We start from the raw sequence: 17920 nt of genomic DNA on the forward strand, positions 1-17920 counted from the left end.
GCGCGTCCGTCCGACCAGGACAGCTCGCTTCTCCGTCGGCTCGTGCAACGGTGCGTCAGGCCCCGGGAGGGATGCCAGGCCAGTGCGGGTCAACTGGCCTGCTGCGTCAGCGCGGTCCTCGGTCTCGACAGGAAAGGCCAAAACCGACACGGGTGGCCGCGGCCGCTTCGACAGCGGTCGCGGCCACCCGTGGTTCGGCGGCGTCCTCAGGCGGCGACGGTGGGTTGCGCCAGGGGGCGCCGTTTCCGCATCGCCGCCACCGCGATCAGCCCGACGAGCGACGTGGTGAGGACGAAGTAGTACGGCGAGCGCAGGTCGTCGGTCGCGCTGACCAGCCAGGTGCCGATGTAGGGCGCGGTGCCGCCGGCGATGACCACGGAGATGTTCGTGGCCAGCGCGGTGCCGGTGTAGCGGACCTCGTCGGGGAACAGTTGCGGTGTCACGGTGTAGGAGGCGACCTGGAGGAACGCCATGTTGACCATGATGAGCACGTAGCCGAGCGCGGCGAGCCCCAGGTTGCCGACGTCCATGAGCAGGAAGCCGGGATAGGTGATCACGGCGTAGCCCACGAGCCCGATCACGGCGACCTTGAGCGGACCGATGCGGTCGGCGAGCCGCCCCGTGAACGGCATGAGACCGACCGCCACGAGGGTGACCGCCGCGGTGATCCAGTACACCGGCGATTTCGCGTAGTGCAGGTTGGTGACCAGGTAGATGGAGATGAACGTGGAGCCGATGTACGCCGCGCCCTGCACGCCGATGCCGAGCGCAGTCGCCTTGACCAGTGCCCCGGGGTAGTCACGCAGGGCGGATGTCAAGGGGAAACCGTGGCGGGCGGTCGTGACGTCGCGGTCGATGTCGGGCAGCATGCGCCGCGCGAGGTAGCACACGACGGTGAGCGGCAGGCCGATGAGGAACGGGATCCGCCAGCCCCAGGAGCTCAGCTGGTCAGCGGCCAGCACTCCGGACACGATGCCGACCGCGGCCGAAGCGATCGCGAAGCCGGCGTTGGTGCCCATCGGGGTGAACGCGCCGTAGCGGGCCTTCTTGCCCGGTGGCGCGGCCTCCGAGATCACGGTCGCGGCACCGCCGACCTCGCCGCCGGCGAAGAAGCCCTGCGCCAGCCGCACGACCAGCAGGAGGACCGGTGCGAGGACACCGGCCATGGCGTAGGTCGGCAGCACGCCGATGGCGGTGTTGGCGAGCCCGATGCCGACGACGGTGACGAGCAGCGCCCGCTTGCGCCCGAACCGGTCGCCGACCCAGCCGAACACGATCCCGCCGATCGGGCGGATCACGTACGACAGGGCGAACACGGCCAGGACCGCCAGCAGGGACGCCACGGGGTCTTTGCCGGGGAAGAACAAGGGCGCGATGATCGCCGAGACGTAGCCGTAGAGGGCGTAGTCGTAGTACTCGATGAGCGTGCCGATACCGCCGGCCAAGCCGACGCGGCGAACCTCTTTCGCGGTGCGGAGGGACACTTCTGGCTCCAGGTCGCGGATGGTCATGCCCGGCCTCCGTCGCAAAGGGACGGTGGCTTCGTTGCCGTTGTCATCTGGTGCGCTTCCTTACTTCAAGCCGTCGACGTAGGCGCGGACGATGTCGTCGAAGGAACGTTCCGCTGCCAGGCCGAGCTTGTCCGCGCGGGGGGTGTGGAACCGGGCCGGCCAGTTGCGCACGATGGCGCCGACGCCCGCGTCGTCCGTCCAGTCGATGAGGTCGCTGGTACCGGCACCCGCCACGCGGTCGAGGGCGAACGCCATCTCCTGCGGGGTGGTCGTGAGCGCCGGCAGGTTCATCGCTGTCGGACTTCCCCACGTTGCGTCGCCGACTTCGGCCGCACGCAGCAGCCCCTCCAGAGTCTTGCGCGGGGAGGACAACGCGATCGGCGTGTCGGACGGCACCGGACAAGCGGCGCGCTTTCCGGCCAGCGGCTCGCGGATGATGCCGGACAGGAAGCTCGACGCTGCCGCATTGGGCTTTCCCGGCCGGACCGACACGGTCATCAGCCGAACCGACCGGCCGCGCACGAATCCCTTGCGGGTGTAGTCGGCCACGAGCTGTTCGCCGATGAACTTCTGGATGCCGTAGCTGGACTGCGGCCGCGGCAAGGTGTCGTCGTCGACGGCGCCGATCGGGCCGATCGCCGGATCACTGCCGAACACCGCCAGCGAGCTGGAGAACACCACCACCGGTGGCACGGCCAGCGCCCGCGCGTACTCCAGCAGCGTGCGAGCGCCGTCGAGATTGGTGCGCATGCCGAGGTCGAAATCGGCCTCCGCCGCGCCACTGACCACACCGGCCAAGTGGAAGATCGCGTCCACTGGACCGAGATCGTCGAGTGCTGTCGCGAGATCGCCGACGACCGAGCGCACCCGCTCGTCGGCGATGAGGTCGGCGGGCGGGGTGACCAAGTCGACGAGCACGAGCTGACCGATCTCTTCGGGTGCCGCGCCGCCGAAGCCGATCGGGGCTTCGAGCAGACGACGGGCGAGCAGCGCGCCGAGGAATCCGGCGCCACCGGTGATGACGATGCGCGTGCTCATGCTTTCTCCAGTCGGTCGATGACGTCGGCCAGTGACGTTTCGCCGCCGACGTTCCCCGCGAACACGATGTAGGGCAGCCCCCGCGCCGGACCCGACGCCGGCTCCCACAGAGAAACGATGCCCGGCAGCAGCGAGCCCCGGATCCACGCCCGGTCGATCCCGAGAGACTCCGTGGCCACGTCGGACGAGGTGATGCCGCCCTTCGCGACCACATAGGACGGACGCCGCGCCGCGACGGTCTCCCCCGCGACCCGGGTCAGCGCGGCGCTGACCCGCCGCGCGATCTCCAGGCTGTGCGCTTCGTCCCGGCCCTTGACGAGGGTTCGCGAGGTTCGCAGGACGACAAGTGAGTCCGTCAGCGCCGTCGTGGCCGCGGTGACAGCGTCGCGCAGGTGCTGTTCCGAACGTCGGTCGTCGAGGATCGTCGGCACGTCGAGCTCGACGGTGGTGAAGCGGCGCCGGACGGCGAGGTGCTCGAGCTGCCGGCTCGTGAGTCCTACGTGGGACCCCACGACGACGAGGCCGTGCGCGTCGCCCTCGACCAGCCGCGCGAGCGTCCCGTCGTCGATCGGCGGCTGCGCGTCCTGCCCGACCCGCGCTCGCACGAACGACGGGCCGACGCGGTAGAGGAACGTTTTTCCGTCCTGTTCCGCCGCGAGGATCGCGAGCACACTCGCGCGGAGGTCGTCGTCCTCGTCGGCGTCGAGCACGACTACCCGGCCGTCGCGGACGTCGTTCAGCCGGGCGCGCAACGTGCCGTCCGTGCCGGTGCGGATCACGTCCAGCGTCAGCTCGGCGACTTCGCCTCGCGGGATGCGGCCCGCGCTCTTCTCTTCCACCCACTCGGAGAGCTTCGACGAGCGATAGCCGAAGGACGCGTCGCGGGCGAACTCGCTCTCGGCCACCGGCACGAGACCGCCGGCACCGCGCAGCCAGTGCGTGCCCTCGATCGTGACGCGCCCGGCGTCCACATAGGCCGGTGCCAGCAGGACCCCGTCGACCGCCGCACCATGGCGCGACACCACGTCGCCCAGGACGTCGGTCTCCAGCGGGAAATGGCCACGCAGCGTCGAATCGCTGCGGCTGGCGAACGCGAGCCGGACGTTCTCCTGTTCCGCCGCGACGAGACAGGCCTCGGCGACCTCACGGTCACGGGCGGCGGCGTCCTCGGGCGAAAGGCTCCGAGTGTTGGTCAGCACGTAGAACCCCGCCGTGCCCTGCCGCAGGGCCCAGCGGATGTCCTCGACCGTCCAGCGGGTGAGCACGGGCAGTTCACGCACGGTCTGCGTGCCGGTGGGGTCGTCGTCGAGCACCGCGACCTGGCGGGCACCGGCGAGCGCGCGCCGCACCTGCTCGACCGGGACACCACGGACCGGCGGCAGCGTCCCCGGGGTCACTCGATCCCCTCGGTGGCCAGCAGCAGGCGCATGCGGTGGGCGGCCAGCTCGGGGTCGGGGAAGAGACCGAGCTCGTCGGTGAGCACGAACAGGTCGGTCAGGTGCTGCAGCGACCGCATGCCTTCGCGGCCGCTGACCATGCGGAAGTGGTCCTGGTGGCCCGAGAGCCAGGCGACGAACACCGTGCCGACCTTGTACCGGTCGGCCGGGGCCTCGAACATCTTGACCGCGAGCGGGATCGAGCGGTTCATCGTCTCGGTGAAGCCGGCTTCGTCGCCGGCGTCGAGCGCCGCGAATCCGGCCGCCGCGATGGGCGCGATCGGGTCGAGCACCCCGAGCAATCCGTGGCTGTGGTGCTCGCCGTCACCCAGCAGCAGGTCGGTGTAGCCGTAGTCGTCGCCGGTGAACACCTTCACGCCGGCGGGCAGGCGGCGGCGGAACTCCTGCTCCAGCTCGTGGTCGAGCAGGCTGAACTTGATGCCTTCGAGCTTCTCGACGTTGTCGCGGGCCAGCTGGACGACCACGTCCATGGCCGAGAGCACGTCGGTGTGACCCCAGTACCCGGCCAGGCTCGGGTCGAACCCGGTGCCGAGCCAGTGCACGATGGCGGGGTTGTCCGCTTTCGACAGCACGTCGCGGTACACCGAGAGGTAGTCGTCCGAGGTCTTCGCGACGGACACCAGGGCGTGGCTCGCGCGCAGGACCGCGGCACTCCCCTGCGCCTGCACGAACTCGAGCTGTTCGGTGTAGGCGTCGACGATCTCCGCGAGCTCGGGCCGGGCCGAGGTGAGCTGGTCGGTGCCGGCCCCGGCGACCACGGCGGCCCCTGCTTCCCGGGCGGCGGCGACTCCGAGGCGGATGAGCTCCTGGGCCTGGGACCAGTCCAGGCCGCCGGGCCCGCGCTCGGAGGTGTCCATGGCCTCGGCGATGCCGACACCGTAGGAGAACAGGTGCTGCCGGAAGGCGATGGTCGCTTCCCAGTCGACCGGCGGCCGGTGCCCCGGCTGGTAGTCGGCGCGCGCGTCGGCGACCACGTGGGCGGCCGCGAGCACGGTGCGCGAGGCGAACGGCGCCGGGTGGCGCGGATAGTCGACGGCTTCGTGCATCACGTGCCGGGTGGTGCCGCCGTCCAGGGTGGGCACGACGAGCGACGTCGAATTCAGGGTGGTCACTGCGGGGAATCTCCTTGCTGGGGGTCAGGACCAGGCGGCTGTGCCGCCGGTGCGTTCGCGGTCGGCTTCGGAGCCGATCACGCCCGTGGCCTTGAGGTGCGCGATTTGTTCGGGGGTGAGGCCCGCGGCGGTGAGGACGTCGTCGTTGTGCTGGCCGATCTTCGGCGGGACGTGGCGCAGCCGCGCCGGGGTCTCCGAGAGCGCGACGGGCATGCCGACCCACTTGACCGGCCCCACTCCGTCCACATCGGACTCGATGACGAGGCCGTTGTGGCGCACCTGCGGATCCTCGAACACGGCGTCGTACTCGTGGACCGGCGCGACGAGCACGTCCTCGGCTTCGAAGCGGGCCATGATCTCGGCGCGCGGGAACTTCCGGATCGCCTCGGCGAGCAGCCGGTGGGTCTCCTCGGTGTGCTCGCGCAGGCCTTCGATGGTCTGGAACCGCGGGTCGTCCACGTGTTCTTGCGCGAGCCCGCCGGCCCGGGCCGAGCGTTTCCACTGCTCGTCGACGTAGAACTCGCCGATGAGCGTGAACCACAGGCCGTCGGCGGCCTCGTAGTAGCCGTAGAGCGCGGTGTTGTGGGCGTGGGCGATGCCGGCGGACGGCCGGTCGAACCGCTGCCCGGTGTTGAGGTAGGTCGTGCCTTCCTGCAAATGGCTGGTGATCGCCGCGTTGAGCAGGTTCGAGTCGACGACCTGGCCGCGGCCGGTCTTCGCCCGGGCGGCGAGCGCGATCATCATGCCCTGCGCGAACTGCATGGACGCCAGGTAGTCGACCATGAACGTGCCCACCGGCACCGGGCCGGTCGCCTGGCTTCCGGTCAGCGCCATCAGGCCACTGATCGACTGGGCGGCCAGATCCTGGCCGCGGCGGTGCACGTACGGCCCGGACAGCCCGTACCCCGAGGCATAGGCGACGATGATCCGCGGGTTGAGCTTCGACAGCTCGTCCCAGCCGAAGCCGAGCCGGTCCATCACGCCGGGCCGGAAGTTGCTCGCGACGATGTCGGCGTCCTTCGCGAGCCGGTGGACGAGAGCTTTGCCCTCCGGCGACTTCACGTCGACGCTGATGCTCTTCTTGTTGCGGTTGGTCGCCGACCAGTGCGGGCTGAACCCGTTCGCCAGGAACGGCGGCTGGAACCGGCCGATCTCGCCGGCGTCGATCCGCTCGACCTTGATCACCTCGGCCCCGAAGTCGGCCAGCACCTGCGTGGCCGACGGGCCTTGCTCGAGCTGGGTGAAATCGAGGATGCGGACACCTTCGAACGCATCGGTCATGAGAACTACGGCCTTTCTGTGGTCTTGTCACGCCGCGGGCGCGGTTTCAGCCCGGCCGGCTCGGGCCGGAAGAAGCGGGAATCCATCAAGCTGGGTTCCGAACGCATCAGGGGCACGAAGCCCATCTGGTCGAGTACGTCGCGCCGCAGGTCGACGCCGGGGGCGATCTCGACGAGTTCCACCCCCTCGGCCGACAACCGGAACACCGCGCGTTCGGTCACGTACAGCACCTGCTGTCCTTGCGCGTGGGCGCGTTCGGCGCTGAAGCAGATGTGGGAAACCTCGTCGACGAACTTCGGGTAGCGGCCGTCCTTCGCGATGACGAGCCGGCCGTCGGTGACGCCGACGTCGAGCCCTCCGCCACGCAGGGTCCCGCAGAACACGACCGTGCGGGCCTTCTGGCTGATGTCGATGAATCCGCCCGGACCGATCGGTTTGCCGCCGGCCGTGGCGACGTTGACGTTGCCGTGCCGGTCGATCTCGGCGTAGGCGAGCCCGGCGAAGTCGAGCGCGCCGCCGTCGTAGAGGTCGAACTGGCTCGGCATGTCCACAATCGCCGACGGGTTGATCGCGGTACCGGAGTCGAGCCCGACACCGGGCAAGCCGCCGAAGACGCCTTGCTCCACAGTGAGGGTGAAGCGGTCGAGGAACCCTTCTTCCAACGCGACGTAGCTGATGCCGTTGGCCATGCCGACGCCCAGGTTGGCGAGGTCGCCCTCGTGCAGCTCGATCGCCGCCCGGCGCGCGACGACCTTGCGCTCGTCGAACGGCAGCGGCTCGACCTCCGTCGGCCGGTTGGGCAGCGTGCCGGTACGGCGTGGGTCGGCGACCGTGATCGGCGTCTGGTTGGGGTAGTCGGTGAGCACGACGTGGTCGACCAGCGGTCCGGGGATCCGGACCCGGTTCGCCGGGATTTCGCCCCGGTCCACGAGCCGCTTGACCTCGACGAGCACCAGTCCCCCACTGGCGTGCGTGGCCTGCGCGATCGCGAGGTTGTCGCCGAACGCGGCTTCGTCGTCCATGCCGATGTTGCCGTCGACGTCGGCTTCGGTGGCGCGCAGCAGCGCGATGTCGACGCCGAACCGCGGGTAGAACAGCCACTCCTGCCCGCCGAGGGTCACCAGCTCGCTCAGCCCGGTGGTGGTGCGCTCGTTCATCCGCCCCCACTGCCGACGGGGGTCGACGAAGGTGCCCAGGCCGATGTCGGTGAGCAGGCCGGGCCGGCCGGCAGCGATCTCCCGGTACAGCAAGGAGATCGTGCCCGCGGGCAGGCCGACGGCCTCGACCTCGTCGCGCGCGATCACCCCCTGCTCCCGCGGTGAGAGCACGAAGTGCGAGCCCACGAACCGGCGGACGAGCCCCGGGATCGCGACGTGGTCCACACCCCGCCCTTCGTGGTCGCCCAGCCCCATCACGTGCACGACCGTGAGACCGGACGGCGAACCACCGTCCTCCCAGCGCTGTTCGAGCGCTGCGAGGAGCGTTTCGGGGACCTGCAGGAGGGAGCCGGTGCCCCCGACCGCCACGGTCGCACCGCTGGGCACGAGCGCGACGGCCGCCTCGGGCGAAAGGTGCAAGTCGGTGCGGTCCCGGCCGGAGGGCGCCGCGTCGAGCGGGATCACGCCATCACGTCCCCGCCGCACACGTTCACGCACTCGCCGGTGATGTACGACGCGTCGTCGGACGCGAGGAACGCCACCGCGGCCGCCACCTCGTCGGGCCGGCCGATGCGGCCCAGCGGGTTGGTCGAGAGCCGGCGTTGCAGCGCTTCCGCCGCGTCTTGCCCGGTGATGCGCCCGACTTGTTCGCTGCCGAAGTCGGACAGGGCGGTGTCGATCCGGCCCGGCGCCACCGCGTTGACACGGATCCCGCGCGGTGCGAGCTCGGCCGCGAACGACTTTGTCAGGCTGAGCACGGCGGCCTTGGAGGCGGCGTAGTTCGCCGAAAGCGCGTTGGGCAGCAGCGCCTGGATCGAGGCGACGGTGACCGCCGCGCCGCCCTCGCGCAGGCATCGCGCGGCCAGTTGCAGCGTGAGCAGCGTGCCGCGCGCGTTGACGTCGAGCACCCGGTCCCAGTCGGCGACGGTCAGCTCGCTCGCGGGAGCGAAGGTCTGGATGCCCGCGTTGGCGACCAACACGTCGAGCCGCTCGTCGAACGATGCGAACGAGGCGGGGTCGCCGACGTCGAGGGTTCGTGCCTCGACGGTGAAGCCCTTGTCCCGCAGGGCTTCCGCCGCCGACCGGGCGTGTGCGAGGTCGACGTCGGCCACCACGACCGCGGCGTCTTCCGCCGCGAGACGCTCCACGATCGCGCGGCCGATGCCCCGGCCCCCGCCGGTGACCAGAGCGCGCTTGCCGGTGAACCGTCCCGCCATCAGTCGCCGGCCTTCTCACTCGCGGCGACGCCACCCAGCGGCACCTTGGACAGCAGTTCGACCTTCTGCCCCTGCTGGCAGACCCGCCCGTCCTGGTCGACCACCTCGACGTCGAAGGTCACGATCGCCTGGTCCGGCTTGGACTTCGAGTCGCGCATTTCGGCGACCGAGTAGTTCACGAAGATCGTGTCGCCGATGAAGATCGGCCCGACGAACCGCCACTCCTTGATGCCCAGGAACGCGATCGCGGTGTTCCGCAGCAGTTCCGTGCGCGGCCACATCAGCCCGTGGGCGTAGGCCAGCCCGAGCATGCCGTGGGCGATCCGCCGGCCGAACTGGCTGGCTTTGGCGTACACGTCACTCGTGTGCACCTCGGAAAAGTCCCCGGTGAGCCCGGCGAAGCCGATGACGTCGGCATCCGTGATCGTGCGGCCGGGGCTGCGGAACGAAAGACCGACGGACAGGTCCTCGTACAGCAGTCCTTGCCGGGGAATCTCCTTGCTCATGCGTGGCTTCCTTCCTCTGCCCCGACACCGGTGTCGTCGAGAGCGGTCTTGAGCGAACGGGCGGCATCGAGCGGCGGCAGCGACCGGAACCGGTCGCCGAGCACCTCGATCTCGAGCGCGCCCGCGTAGCCGGCTTCCCGGGTGAGCCGGACGAACTCGCGGAGCGGGACGACGCCCTCACCGGGGAGACCCCGGGGCGGCAGGCGGCCAGGCTCCGGCACCATCCAGTCGGCGATCTGCACGGCGGCGATCCGGCGCCCGGCCCGGGTGAGCCCGGCGGCGAGCCGGTGATCCCACCACAGGTGGTAGCTGTCGACGGCGATCCCGAGGAACGGCGAATCGAGCCTCTCGACGACGTCGGTCGCCTGCGCCAACGTGACGAGCCACGACCGGTCGGCGGCGAGCACCGGGTGGAAGGGCTCCAGCGCCACGACGACGCCGGCCCGTTCCGCGGCCGGCAGGGCGAGTTCGAGTGCGGCCTCGAGGTCGGCTTCGGCCGCGCGCGGATCGCCGGGCCGCGGCGGCCCGGCGATGACCACGAGCACACCTGCGCCCAACTCGGCCGCTTCGTCGAGCGCGCGCACAGTCTCGTCGTGCTCGGAGTGGCCGAGGAAACCGCCGCGGCACACCGTGTCCACCCGGATCCCCGCGCGTTCGGCCTCCTTCGCCGTCGCACGGGCTCCGCGGTATCCCGGCGCCTGGCGCCACACCGCCACCGCGTCGAACCCGGCTCCGGCCGCCGCCGTCACGAACTCACCGGTGTCCAGGTGCAGGAAGCTGCCCTGGCTCAGCACGGTCTCGACGGCAGGCACTCCGACTCCTTTGTCTCTCGCGGCGGCAGCATCCGCCATAAATGGAACGTACTTCAAGAGTGGAACATCGTTCTGAAAAATTGTCAATCGGCTGGTGACCACACTGAGCGCCGTCGCACCAGCGCTCGGCTACGCTTGCCGGACGTCGGTTCGGCGGAGAGCAGGGAGCAATGGCAGCAGGGGCATTGTCGCGCGGTCTGGGTGTTCTGCAGAGCCTCGTCGGGCACGCGGAGGGCGTCCCGCTGGCGCGCATCGCCGAGGAACTGGACCTGCCGAAAAGCGCCGCGCACCGCATCCTGACGTCCCTCGTCGAGGAAGGGTTCGTACGGCAGCAGATGCCGTCGGGCAACTACGCGCTCACGTTGAAGATCGTGAGCCTCGGGCTGCGCCACCTCGCGAGCAGCACCATTTTCGAACTCGCCGTGCCCGTGCTCGCCCGGCTGGCCGCGGAGTCCGGCCAGCTCGTCCGCCTGGGCCTGGTGGACGGTGAGCAACTGCTGTGGGTGGCCAAGTCGCAGGGCGCCCGGGCCGGCCTGCGCTACGACCCCGACCACGGCTCCGAGATCCCGTTCGCGTCGTCGGCCAGCGGCGTCGCCTGGTTGTCGCGGCTCACCGACGACGAAGCGCTGCGCCTGGTCGCCCGCCAGGACTACGACGAGCGTTACCCCGCGGGACACAACGCGCCCACCAGCCTGGCCGAGGTCCAGTCCCGCATCCACGAAGCGCGCGAACGCGGCTGGGCCCACGTCCACGACAGCGTCGAAGAAGGCATCTCCGCGATGGCGACCCCCTTGGTCGACCCCGACAGCGGTGCGCCGCTGGGCGTCGTGAGCATCGCCGGCCCGAGTCTCCAGCTGCCGGACGAGCGCATGACGGAACTCGCGCCCCGCCTGCTCGAGACGGCGGCGGAATTGTCGGGGCTGGCGGGCAGCCTGTCGCAGGAGATCCGGACCCGCACCGAACCCGGCGTGTCGAGCTGACCTGAGGGGGTGCCCCGGCGCCCGCACGGGCGGCGAACACCGGGACACCGCCGCCGACAGCCGGTCAGGCCTCCCCGCTGGTGGTGGGCACGTCGATCCCGTGCAGGACACCCATCCGCTGAAACTGCTTGTAGATGCGGTCGACGTAGGCGAAGAACTCGGGCGACTCGCCCAGCACGATCGGCCGCGGCCGGGGCAGCTCGACCACGACCTCGTCGACGATCTCCCCCGGGCTCGGGCTCATCACGAAGATCCGGTCGGACAGGCCCACCGCCTCCTCCACCGAGTGCGTGATGAACACGACCGTCGGACGGCGCTCCAGCCAGAGAGCTTCCAGGTCGGTTCGCACCTGCAGCCGAGTGAGGGCGTCCAGCGCCCCGAACGGCTCGTCCATCAGGATCACCGACGGGTCGTGCACCAGCGTCCGGATGAGCGACACGCGTTGGCGCATGCCACCCGAGAGCTGGCGCGGGTAGCGGGACTTCGCCTGGCCCAGGCGCAGCTGCTCGAACAGCTCGTCCGAACGGGCCTTGAGCCGGGCCTTGTCCAGCCCGCGGATCTCGGCCTGCAGCAGCACGTTCTTCTCCGCCGTACGGAAATCGAGCAGCAGGTGGTCCTGGAACGCGATGCCGACGTCGGTGATCGGACCGTCGACGGTCGCATCGCCCACGGTGATGGTGCCGGTCGAACGCTCCAGCAGGCCGGCGATCATAAGCATCAGCGTGCTCTTGCCGCAGCCGGACGGGCCGACGACCGAGACGAACTCGCCGGGTGCGATGTCCATCGACACGCTCCGCACCGCCTCGAACGGTTTGTCGGTGTCTTCGCCGAAGACTTTGCTGACCCCGTCGACGACGATCGGGGTGCTCGCCGCCCGGGTACCGGGGCCGGCGGACTGTGCGGCGGTCATGGTCGGGGCCTCCCGGATGCGGGTTCTGCGTGCGGTTTCATCAGGCCGGTCCTCACTTCACGGGGCACGGCTGCAAGTCGGCCGGCAGGTAGTCGTAGCTGTAGTACTTCGTCGGGTCGACGCCCTTGGGCAGCAGGCCGACCTGGGAGAGCAGGTCCTGCGTCTTGACCCATTGGGCCGGTTCGGCCTTGCCGAGGAACTTCGCACCGCCCGCGCACAGCAGGTTGCTGCCGATGATGGCCTTCAGCTCGGCGCCGGAGGCCTTGTCCGCCTTGGCACCCCACAGCTTCGTCACGTCCGCGGTCGCCTTGTCCGGGTTCGTGGCGGCGAAATGCCAGCCCTGCAACGAAGCCTTGACGAACGCCTTCACCTCGGTCGCGTGCGACGCCGCCCAGTCCTTGTCGGCGAAGATCGACGTGCTGACCGTCGGCACACCGTTCGTCGCGAACGGCGCGACGAACAGCTTCCCGGCGTTCTGCTGCTCGAGCTGCACCTGGTAGGCGTCGGTCGACCCGAGGATGGCGTCGACGCGGTGCTGCAGCAGCGACTGGACCAGCGACGTCGGCGCGAGGTTGACCAGGTTGACGTCCTTGGCCGACAGCCCGTTCGCGGCCAGGAACAGCGGCAGCATCGTCGCCTGCGACGACGGCACCGGCGTCCCCACCTTCTTGCCCTTCAGGTCCCGCACCGACGTGATGCCGCTGCCCGGGAGGGCGAGGACGGCGTTCGGATTGGACTGGTAGACGGTGGCCAGCACCGACAGCGGTGCCTGCTTGGCGATCAGCTGCGCGGTCGCGGTGGAGTCGGCGTAGCCGATCGAGGCCTGCCCGGAGGCGACCATCTGCGCGGTCAGCGACGAACCGGTACCGGGCACGATCGTCACGTCGAGGCCGGCGGCCTTGTAGTAGCCCTCCTCGACCGCGGCGGCGAACCCGGCGTTCGACCCGCCCGGCGGGAAGTTGAGCTGGAAGCTGATCTTCGTCCCGCCCGAACCGTCCGAAGAGGACCCGGACCCGTCGGACGAACAGGCGACGGCGAGACTCACGGAACCGACGGCGGCGACGACGGCCACGGCCCTTCTGAACGCGGTGTGCATGGGAAGACCTTTCGTTGCGGGGAGGGGAGTTTTCGCGAACGACGGCTCAGGTGAGCTTCGCGCGTTGCCAGGGGGTCAGCAGGAACTCGATGAGCTCGACGAGGTAGTTCAGGATCACGCCCAGCAGCGTCAGCAGCACCAGGACCGCGAACACGGTGGTGGAGTCGAGCGTGTTGGTGGCTTGCAGCAGCACGTACCCGAGCCCACTGTTGGCCCCCACGAACTCGGCGACGATCGCGGCGGTCGCGGCCAGCGTCGCCGACGTCTTGAGGCCGGAGAAGATCACCGGGAGCGCGGCCGGGAACCGCAGGTAGCGGAAGGTCTGCCAGCCGCTCGCGCCCATCGACTTCGTCAGGTACAGCAGGCGGGTGTCCAGAATGGAGAATCCGCTGATGCTGGAAACCAGCAGGGGAAAGAAGGTCATCAGGACCGTGAGCAGGAGCTTGGAGCTGAAGCCGAGCCCGAGCCACACCACGAACAGCGGTGCGACGGCGACCTTCGGCACGAGCTGCACGAGCATCACCGGCGGGTAGATGATCTGCCGGGCCGCGAGCGACCGGGCGACCAGCAGCCCCAGCGGGATCGCGATGACGATGGAGATACCGAAGCCGAGGAGGATCTCGGCGATCGTCGTCTGCGCGTTCTCCCACAGCACGGACCAGCCGCTCACGATCTGCTCGAACACCGCCCACGGGCTCGGCAGCAGGTAGTTGGGGATGTCCAGCACGGCGACGACCAGCGCCCACAGCGCGATGATGCCCAAGAACGTGGCGATCGGGACGACGCTCCAGATCCGGCGGCGGACTCGCTTGCGGCGTGCGGCCTTGCTGCGCTCGCCGTTGCCCCCGGTCACCCGCCGAGTGTCACCCGGCGGCGACGCGTCTCTTGCTGCCGACAACGACGAAGACATTCAAACTCCTTTGTTTGACTGCGAAACCGGCCCAGCGCGACCCGTTGCCGGCACGGCCGTCCTGGGGAGACCGGGGCCGGGCGTCGAAAGTGCACCATACGATGGAACGGCCTTCAAGAGTGGAACACCGTTCTGTTATGATGTCAAACGACTGACGAGAAGACCGGGCACGCGCCGACGACGCCCGGAGACGGCGGCCGGACCTCGGTGCGGCGGAGAGCGGGGAGCCATGCCAGCAGGGGCGTTGTCACGCGGCCTGGCCGTGCTGCAGTGCCTGGTCGGGTCACCGGAAGGCCTGCCGCTCACCCGCATCGCCGAGGCCGTGGACCTGCCCAAGAGCGCCGCGCACCGCATCTTGGTGAACCTCGTCGACGAGGGGTTCGCCCGGCAGCACGAGCCGTCGGGCAACTACGCGCTCACCTTGCGGATCGTCAGCCTGGGCCTCAAACACCTGGCGAGCAGCACGATCTTCGAGCTCGCCGTGCCCGTGCTGGCAAGACTGGCCACCGAATCCGGGCAACTGGTCCGGCTCGGTCTCGTCGACGGCGAGCAGCTGCTGTGGGTCGCGAAGTCCCAGGGCTCCCGCGCCGGCCTGCGCTACGACCCCGACCACGGCTCCGAGGTCCCGTTCGCGTCGACCGCCAGCGGCGTCGCGTGGCTTTCGGGCCTCAGCGACAACGACGCTCTACGCCTCGTCGCCCGCCAGGACTTCGACGAACGCTACCCGGCGGGACACAACGCACCCACGACCCTGGCCGAGGTCCAGTCCCGGATCCAGGAAGCCCGCGAGCGCGGCTGGGCCCGCGTCCACGACAGCGTCGAGGAAGGGATCTCCGCGATGGCCACCCCCCTGATCGACCCGGACACACGGGCACCGCTCGGGGTCGTGAGCATCGCCGGCCCGAGCCTGCAGCTGACCGACGAACGCATGGAAACGCTCGCGCCACGCCTCGCCGAAACCGCCGCCGAACTGTCCGGACTGGCGGGCAGCCTGACGCAGGAACTGCGCTCCCGCAACGGATTCGGCACGGCAGGCTGACCCACGGCGTCGAACCTGGTGCGGGAGCGGGATCGCCGGCACGTTCGTCCACCTTTAATGATTCTTTACTTTCTCGAACGGCAAAGCCATACTGACCGCGAGGGGAGTACTTCCGCAGGGGCTACCCGGTCAATACGGACATCCCGGTGATGTCCTCGGGAGCCCGCCCAGGTCGGTGACACGGGGTGTCGTCGGCACAGGGTGAAGGAGACCTCGAACACGCGCGGTATGCGCTCGTTCGAGGAGGTACTTATGCCCGCGGAAGTTGTTGCGGCGGCTCCGGCCGAGTCGGTGGGGTCGCTCTGGTTGTGGCTGATCAGCATCGCGGTCCTGCTTTTGCTGCTGGTCGCCGACTTCATGGTGACACGGCGTCCGCACGAAGTGTCGATGCGGGAGGCTGTCGGCTGGTCGGTGTTCTACCTGGCGCTGCCGGTGGTGTTCGGGGCCTGGCTGTGGGTCGCGTTCGGGAGCGGCCAGGCGGTGGAGTTCCTGACCGGTTTCGTCGTCGAGAAGTCCCTGTCGGTGGACAACCTGTTCGTGTTCATGCTGCTGCTGGCCGCGTTCGCGGTCCCGTCCGCGCTGCAGCAGCGGGTGTTGCTCTACGGCATCGTCGGCGCACTGGTGCTGCGGGGAGCGTTCATCGCGGCCGGCGCCGCACTGCTGGCGGCGGGAACCTGGGCGTTCCTCGTGTTCGGGCTGGTCCTCTTCGCCTCGGCGGTGAAGATCCTGCACCAGGCGCTCACGGACGCCGATGCCGAGCCGGACCCCTCACGGATGCGATCGGTGCGGCTGCTGCGCAGGTTCATCCCGATCACCGACGACTACCAGGGAGCCCGGTTGACCGTGCGCCGGCACGGGCGACGGGTGTTCACTCCGCTGGTGGTCGTGGTGGTGGCGGTGTTCACCACCGACGTCGTGTTCGCGATCGACTCGGTGCCCGCGGTCTACGGCATCACCGAAGACCCCTATCTGGTGTTCGCCACCAACGCCTTCGCCCTGCTCGGCCTGCGCGCCCTGTACTTCGTGCTGCACACCGCGTTGGCGAAACTCCGCCACCTCAACCACGGCCTGGCCGTCATCCTCGCGTTCATCGGGCTGAAACTGGTCCTGCACTGGGCACACGGCGTCTGGCCCGCCGTGCCGCAGATCCCCACCCCGATCTCCCTGGCGGTCATCGTCCTCGTCCTGGCCACGGTCACCACCACCAGCCTCCTGCCACGCCGCACACCCGAGCCCGCCGAGAACCGACGGGATTGAGCCATGGCAACCGAACTGCTCGTCAACGCCCTGGTCGAACTCTTCCTCACGCTGCTGATCCTCGCCGCGCTGGTGATCACCTGTGCGGCGTTGACCCCACCCCGGCCGCCACGTGGCCCAGGCTCCTGAACCGGTCACCGGCGACGGCTTCTTCGTCGGGCCGACGCTCCGGGTCCGACGCTCGACGCGGTCGGCCGGATGGGGCCGGGAGCCGCCCGCTCCCCCACCCTGTCGGATCAGTCGCCGCGACCGAGCCGGCCTCTTCGCAATCACACAACCGGGATGATCAGCCCGGCCAGGAACACCTCGATGGCCCTTCCCTGGCGGGCGGCGAGGGAACCACTCGCCGCGCGGACCGCGACGAAACCGCTCGCATCCGCAAGCTCATGACCCGCAAGTACCGCCCGGCTCCTGATGGGCGGCGGGTTGCTCACGCTCTCCGCGACCGGCCGCGCCCAAAGGCATTCAAGGGAGGTGCCGCCCGGGAAATCGTGAGCGCGGGCATCACCGCCGCCGCCATCGGCTGGGGGCGGCATCGCGCCAGGCGAGGGGTGACCGGCGCGTTCGCCGCCGGCGCCGTGGGCGGTGATACCGGGACGGGTCTTCCGGCTCGGCGGACGAGTTGGCCGAACGTCTCGCCCTGTCACCGAAAGACCCGTCCCGTCCTCAGGACCGGTCAGCCGATCTCAATCTCAGAGCGGGCACTGCCTACGCCTGCCCCGTGACGAATTCCGCCGAGTGCTCATTCCACCAGCGGGCGATATCCGCGCGGCGCGCGAACCAGACCCCACCCTTGGCCTGGGCGTATTCGATGAACTCCCGCAACGCCCCCGTCCGCGCGGCCTGCCCCACCAGCCGGGGATGAAGGCCGATGGACATCATCTTGGGACGGCCCCTCGAGCCTTCGAGCCACAGTTCGTCGAAGCCACGCTTCAGGTAGTCGAGAAACAGGCTCGGTGAGCGGGTTCCCTGAATGTCGTTGTAGGTCAGCGAATAGGGGACCACGAGATGCCGGACTCCGCTCACGTCGACGTAGTACGGCAGATCGTCGTTGTAGGCGTCCGAGTCGTAGAGGAATCCTCCGTGCTCCACGACCAGCTCCCGCGTGTTGATCGAGGGGCCGTAGCGGCAGTACCAGCCACTCGGCGCTTCCCCCCACGTCTCCTTGAAAGACGCGACAGCCTTCTTGATCCGGTTCGCCTCTTCCTCGCGCGACAAGCGCCATTGCTCTTCCCAGCGCCACCCGTGCCCGAGCAGGTCGTGCCCGGCTTCCCGGGCCGCCGAGGCGACCTCCGGGTTGCGCTCGAAGGCCACCGCGCAGCCGAAAAACGTGGCCTTGACGTCGTACTCGTCGAAGAGGCGAAGCAGTCGCCACACGCCGACGCGGCTGCCGTACTCGTACATCGATTCCTTGGCCAGATCCCGCAGATGAGCCGGAAAGGCGTATTCCACTTCGGCGAGACTGTCGTTCTCGTCATCTCCCATCTCGTGGGAGTACTCGGAGCCCTCCTCGTAGTTCACCACGAGGTTGACGGCCACATTGGCGCCGTTGGGCCACCGGACGACCGGGACATCCTTGCCATAGCCGACCAGGTTTCGGCTCAGGTTGCTCGAAATTTCTTGCATCGACCTCATAT

At 69.5% G+C, this 17920-nt stretch carries 17 protein-coding genes; 4 read left to right on the forward strand and 13 right to left on the reverse strand.

The genetic code is table 11. From position 1 onward, the window contains the following. Positions 1-206: 206 nt before the first annotated feature. Genes AB0H62_RS17385 through AB0H62_RS17425 form a run of 9 tightly spaced genes read right to left on the reverse strand, consistent with a single transcriptional unit; the run spans position 207 to position 10091 of the window. Positions 207-1511: an MFS transporter gene (locus tag AB0H62_RS17385; protein ID WP_360586851.1), complete on the reverse strand. Its 1305-nt coding sequence runs from the start codon at positions 1509-1511 to the stop codon at positions 207-209. A 60-nt stretch (positions 1512-1571) separates the two neighbouring features. After that, the gene (gene denD, locus AB0H62_RS17390; RefSeq protein ID WP_360586853.1) at positions 1572-2549 is read right to left on the reverse strand and encodes a D-erythronate dehydrogenase; all 978 of its coding nucleotides are present in this window, start codon (positions 2547-2549) and stop codon (positions 1572-1574) included. After that, positions 2546-3946, reverse strand: a complete 1401-nt coding sequence (locus tag AB0H62_RS17395) for a four-carbon acid sugar kinase family protein (RefSeq protein ID WP_220241711.1) — start codon at positions 3944-3946, stop codon at positions 2546-2548. Before AB0H62_RS17395 ends, denD begins: the two co-directional genes overlap by 4 nt. Then, on the reverse strand, positions 3943-5118 hold the full coding sequence (locus tag AB0H62_RS17400; RefSeq protein ID WP_360586856.1) for a DUF993 family protein: 1176 nt from the start codon (positions 5116-5118) through the stop codon (positions 3943-3945). The genes AB0H62_RS17395 and AB0H62_RS17400 overlap by 4 nt, the downstream gene beginning before the upstream one ends. Positions 5119-5142: 24 nt before the next feature. Further along, the gene (locus tag AB0H62_RS17405; RefSeq protein WP_220241712.1) at positions 5143-6399 is read right to left on the reverse strand and encodes a CoA transferase; all 1257 of its coding nucleotides are present in this window, start codon (positions 6397-6399) and stop codon (positions 5143-5145) included. A gap of 5 nt (positions 6400-6404) precedes the next feature. Then, on the reverse strand, positions 6405-8021 hold the full coding sequence (locus tag AB0H62_RS17410) for a malonate decarboxylase subunit alpha (protein ID WP_360586858.1): 1617 nt from the start codon (positions 8019-8021) through the stop codon (positions 6405-6407). After that, positions 8018-8773 (reverse strand): SDR family NAD(P)-dependent oxidoreductase, encoded by a 756-nt coding sequence (locus AB0H62_RS17415; protein WP_360586860.1) that lies wholly within the window; start codon positions 8771-8773, stop codon positions 8018-8020. The genes AB0H62_RS17410 and AB0H62_RS17415 overlap by 4 nt, the downstream gene beginning before the upstream one ends. Then, positions 8773-9279 carry a MaoC/PaaZ C-terminal domain-containing protein gene (locus tag AB0H62_RS17420; protein ID WP_220241715.1) on the reverse strand — a complete coding sequence of 169 codons (507 nt, stop codon included), beginning with the start codon at positions 9277-9279 and terminating at the stop codon, positions 8773-8775. Before AB0H62_RS17420 ends, AB0H62_RS17415 begins: the two co-directional genes overlap by 1 nt. After that, entirely contained in the window at positions 9276-10091 is an 816-nt protein-coding gene (locus AB0H62_RS17425; protein ID WP_360586862.1) for a sugar phosphate isomerase/epimerase family protein, read from the reverse strand. The genes AB0H62_RS17420 and AB0H62_RS17425 overlap by 4 nt, the downstream gene beginning before the upstream one ends. 170 nt (positions 10092-10261) lie before the next feature. Here AB0H62_RS17425 and AB0H62_RS17430 point away from each other — a divergent pair, with 170 nt between their 5' ends. Then, positions 10262-11071: an IclR family transcriptional regulator gene (locus AB0H62_RS17430; RefSeq protein WP_360586864.1), complete on the forward strand. Its 810-nt coding sequence runs from the start codon at positions 10262-10264 to the stop codon at positions 11069-11071. 64 nt (positions 11072-11135) lie between these two features. On the opposite strand, the gene AB0H62_RS17435 is transcribed toward AB0H62_RS17430, so the two are convergent. Genes AB0H62_RS17435 through AB0H62_RS17445 form a run of 3 tightly spaced genes read right to left on the reverse strand, consistent with a single transcriptional unit; the run spans position 11136 to position 13987 of the window. Beyond that, positions 11136-11981, reverse strand: coding sequence for an ABC transporter ATP-binding protein (locus AB0H62_RS17435; protein ID WP_360586866.1), 846 nt, complete (start codon positions 11979-11981; stop codon positions 11136-11138). Positions 11982-12033: 52 nt separating this feature from the next. Then, the gene (locus AB0H62_RS17440) at positions 12034-13077 is read right to left on the reverse strand and encodes an ABC transporter substrate-binding protein (protein ID WP_220241719.1); all 1044 of its coding nucleotides are present in this window, start codon (positions 13075-13077) and stop codon (positions 12034-12036) included. Positions 13078-13123: 46 nt separating this feature from the next. Then, complete coding sequence (locus AB0H62_RS17445; protein ID WP_360586868.1) at positions 13124-13987, reverse strand: ABC transporter permease; 864 nt, start codon at positions 13985-13987, stop codon at positions 13124-13126. Between the two features lie 229 nt (positions 13988-14216). Between AB0H62_RS17445 and AB0H62_RS17450 the strand changes: the two genes are divergently transcribed. From AB0H62_RS17450 to AB0H62_RS17460, 3 genes are all read left to right on the forward strand, one after another. Continuing rightward, on the forward strand, positions 14217-15026 hold the full coding sequence (locus tag AB0H62_RS17450) for an IclR family transcriptional regulator (protein WP_220241721.1): 810 nt from the start codon (positions 14217-14219) through the stop codon (positions 15024-15026). A 252-nt stretch (positions 15027-15278) separates the two neighbouring features. Continuing rightward, complete coding sequence (locus tag AB0H62_RS17455; protein ID WP_220247829.1) at positions 15279-16283, forward strand: TerC/Alx family metal homeostasis membrane protein; 1005 nt, start codon at positions 15279-15281, stop codon at positions 16281-16283. 3 nt (positions 16284-16286) lie between these two features. Continuing rightward, complete coding sequence (locus AB0H62_RS17460) at positions 16287-16412, forward strand: hypothetical protein (RefSeq protein ID WP_255638153.1); 126 nt, start codon at positions 16287-16289, stop codon at positions 16410-16412. 579 nt (positions 16413-16991) lie between these two features. On the opposite strand, the gene AB0H62_RS17465 is transcribed toward AB0H62_RS17460, so the two are convergent. Further along, positions 16992-17909: a polysaccharide deacetylase family protein gene (locus tag AB0H62_RS17465; protein ID WP_360586871.1), complete on the reverse strand. Its 918-nt coding sequence runs from the start codon at positions 17907-17909 to the stop codon at positions 16992-16994. Positions 17910-17920: the final 11 nt, after the last annotated feature.

This window comes from Amycolatopsis sp. NPDC050768 (genome assembly GCF_040654155.1).
In the GTDB taxonomy this organism is placed as follows: domain Bacteria; phylum Actinomycetota; class Actinomycetes; order Mycobacteriales; family Pseudonocardiaceae; genus Amycolatopsis.

Bases quoted from the DNA above. Each gene is read 5' to 3' on its own strand.
- AB0H62_RS17420 (WP_220241715.1), bottom strand. From the start codon at position 9,279: ATGAGCAAGGAGATTCCCCGGCAAGGACTGCTGTACGAGGACCTGTCC.
- AB0H62_RS17460 (WP_255638153.1), top strand. From the start codon at position 16,287: ATGGCAACCGAACTGCTCGTCAACGCCCTGGTCGAACTCTTCCTCACG.
- AB0H62_RS17450 (WP_220241721.1), top strand. From the start codon at position 14,217: ATGCCAGCAGGGGCGTTGTCACGCGGCCTGGCCGTGCTGCAGTGCCTG.
- AB0H62_RS17405 (WP_220241712.1), bottom strand. From the start codon at position 6,399: ATGACCGATGCGTTCGAAGGTGTCCGCATCCTCGATTTCACCCAGCTC.
- AB0H62_RS17455 (WP_220247829.1), top strand. From the start codon at position 15,279: ATGCCCGCGGAAGTTGTTGCGGCGGCTCCGGCCGAGTCGGTGGGGTCG.
- AB0H62_RS17415 (WP_360586860.1), bottom strand. From the start codon at position 8,773: ATGGCGGGACGGTTCACCGGCAAGCGCGCTCTGGTCACCGGCGGGGGC.
- AB0H62_RS17385 (WP_360586851.1), bottom strand. From the start codon at position 1,511: ATGACCATCCGCGACCTGGAGCCAGAAGTGTCCCTCCGCACCGCGAAA.
- denD (WP_360586853.1), bottom strand. From the start codon at position 2,549: ATGAGCACGCGCATCGTCATCACCGGTGGCGCCGGATTCCTCGGCGCG.
- AB0H62_RS17465 (WP_360586871.1), bottom strand. From the start codon at position 17,909: ATGCAAGAAATTTCGAGCAACCTGAGCCGAAACCTGGTCGGCTATGGC.
- AB0H62_RS17435 (WP_360586866.1), bottom strand. From the start codon at position 11,981: ATGACCGCCGCACAGTCCGCCGGCCCCGGTACCCGGGCGGCGAGCACC.
- AB0H62_RS17440 (WP_220241719.1), bottom strand. From the start codon at position 13,077: ATGCACACCGCGTTCAGAAGGGCCGTGGCCGTCGTCGCCGCCGTCGGT.
- AB0H62_RS17445 (WP_360586868.1), bottom strand. From the start codon at position 13,987: ATGTCTTCGTCGTTGTCGGCAGCAAGAGACGCGTCGCCGCCGGGTGAC.
- AB0H62_RS17430 (WP_360586864.1), top strand. From the start codon at position 10,262: ATGGCAGCAGGGGCATTGTCGCGCGGTCTGGGTGTTCTGCAGAGCCTC.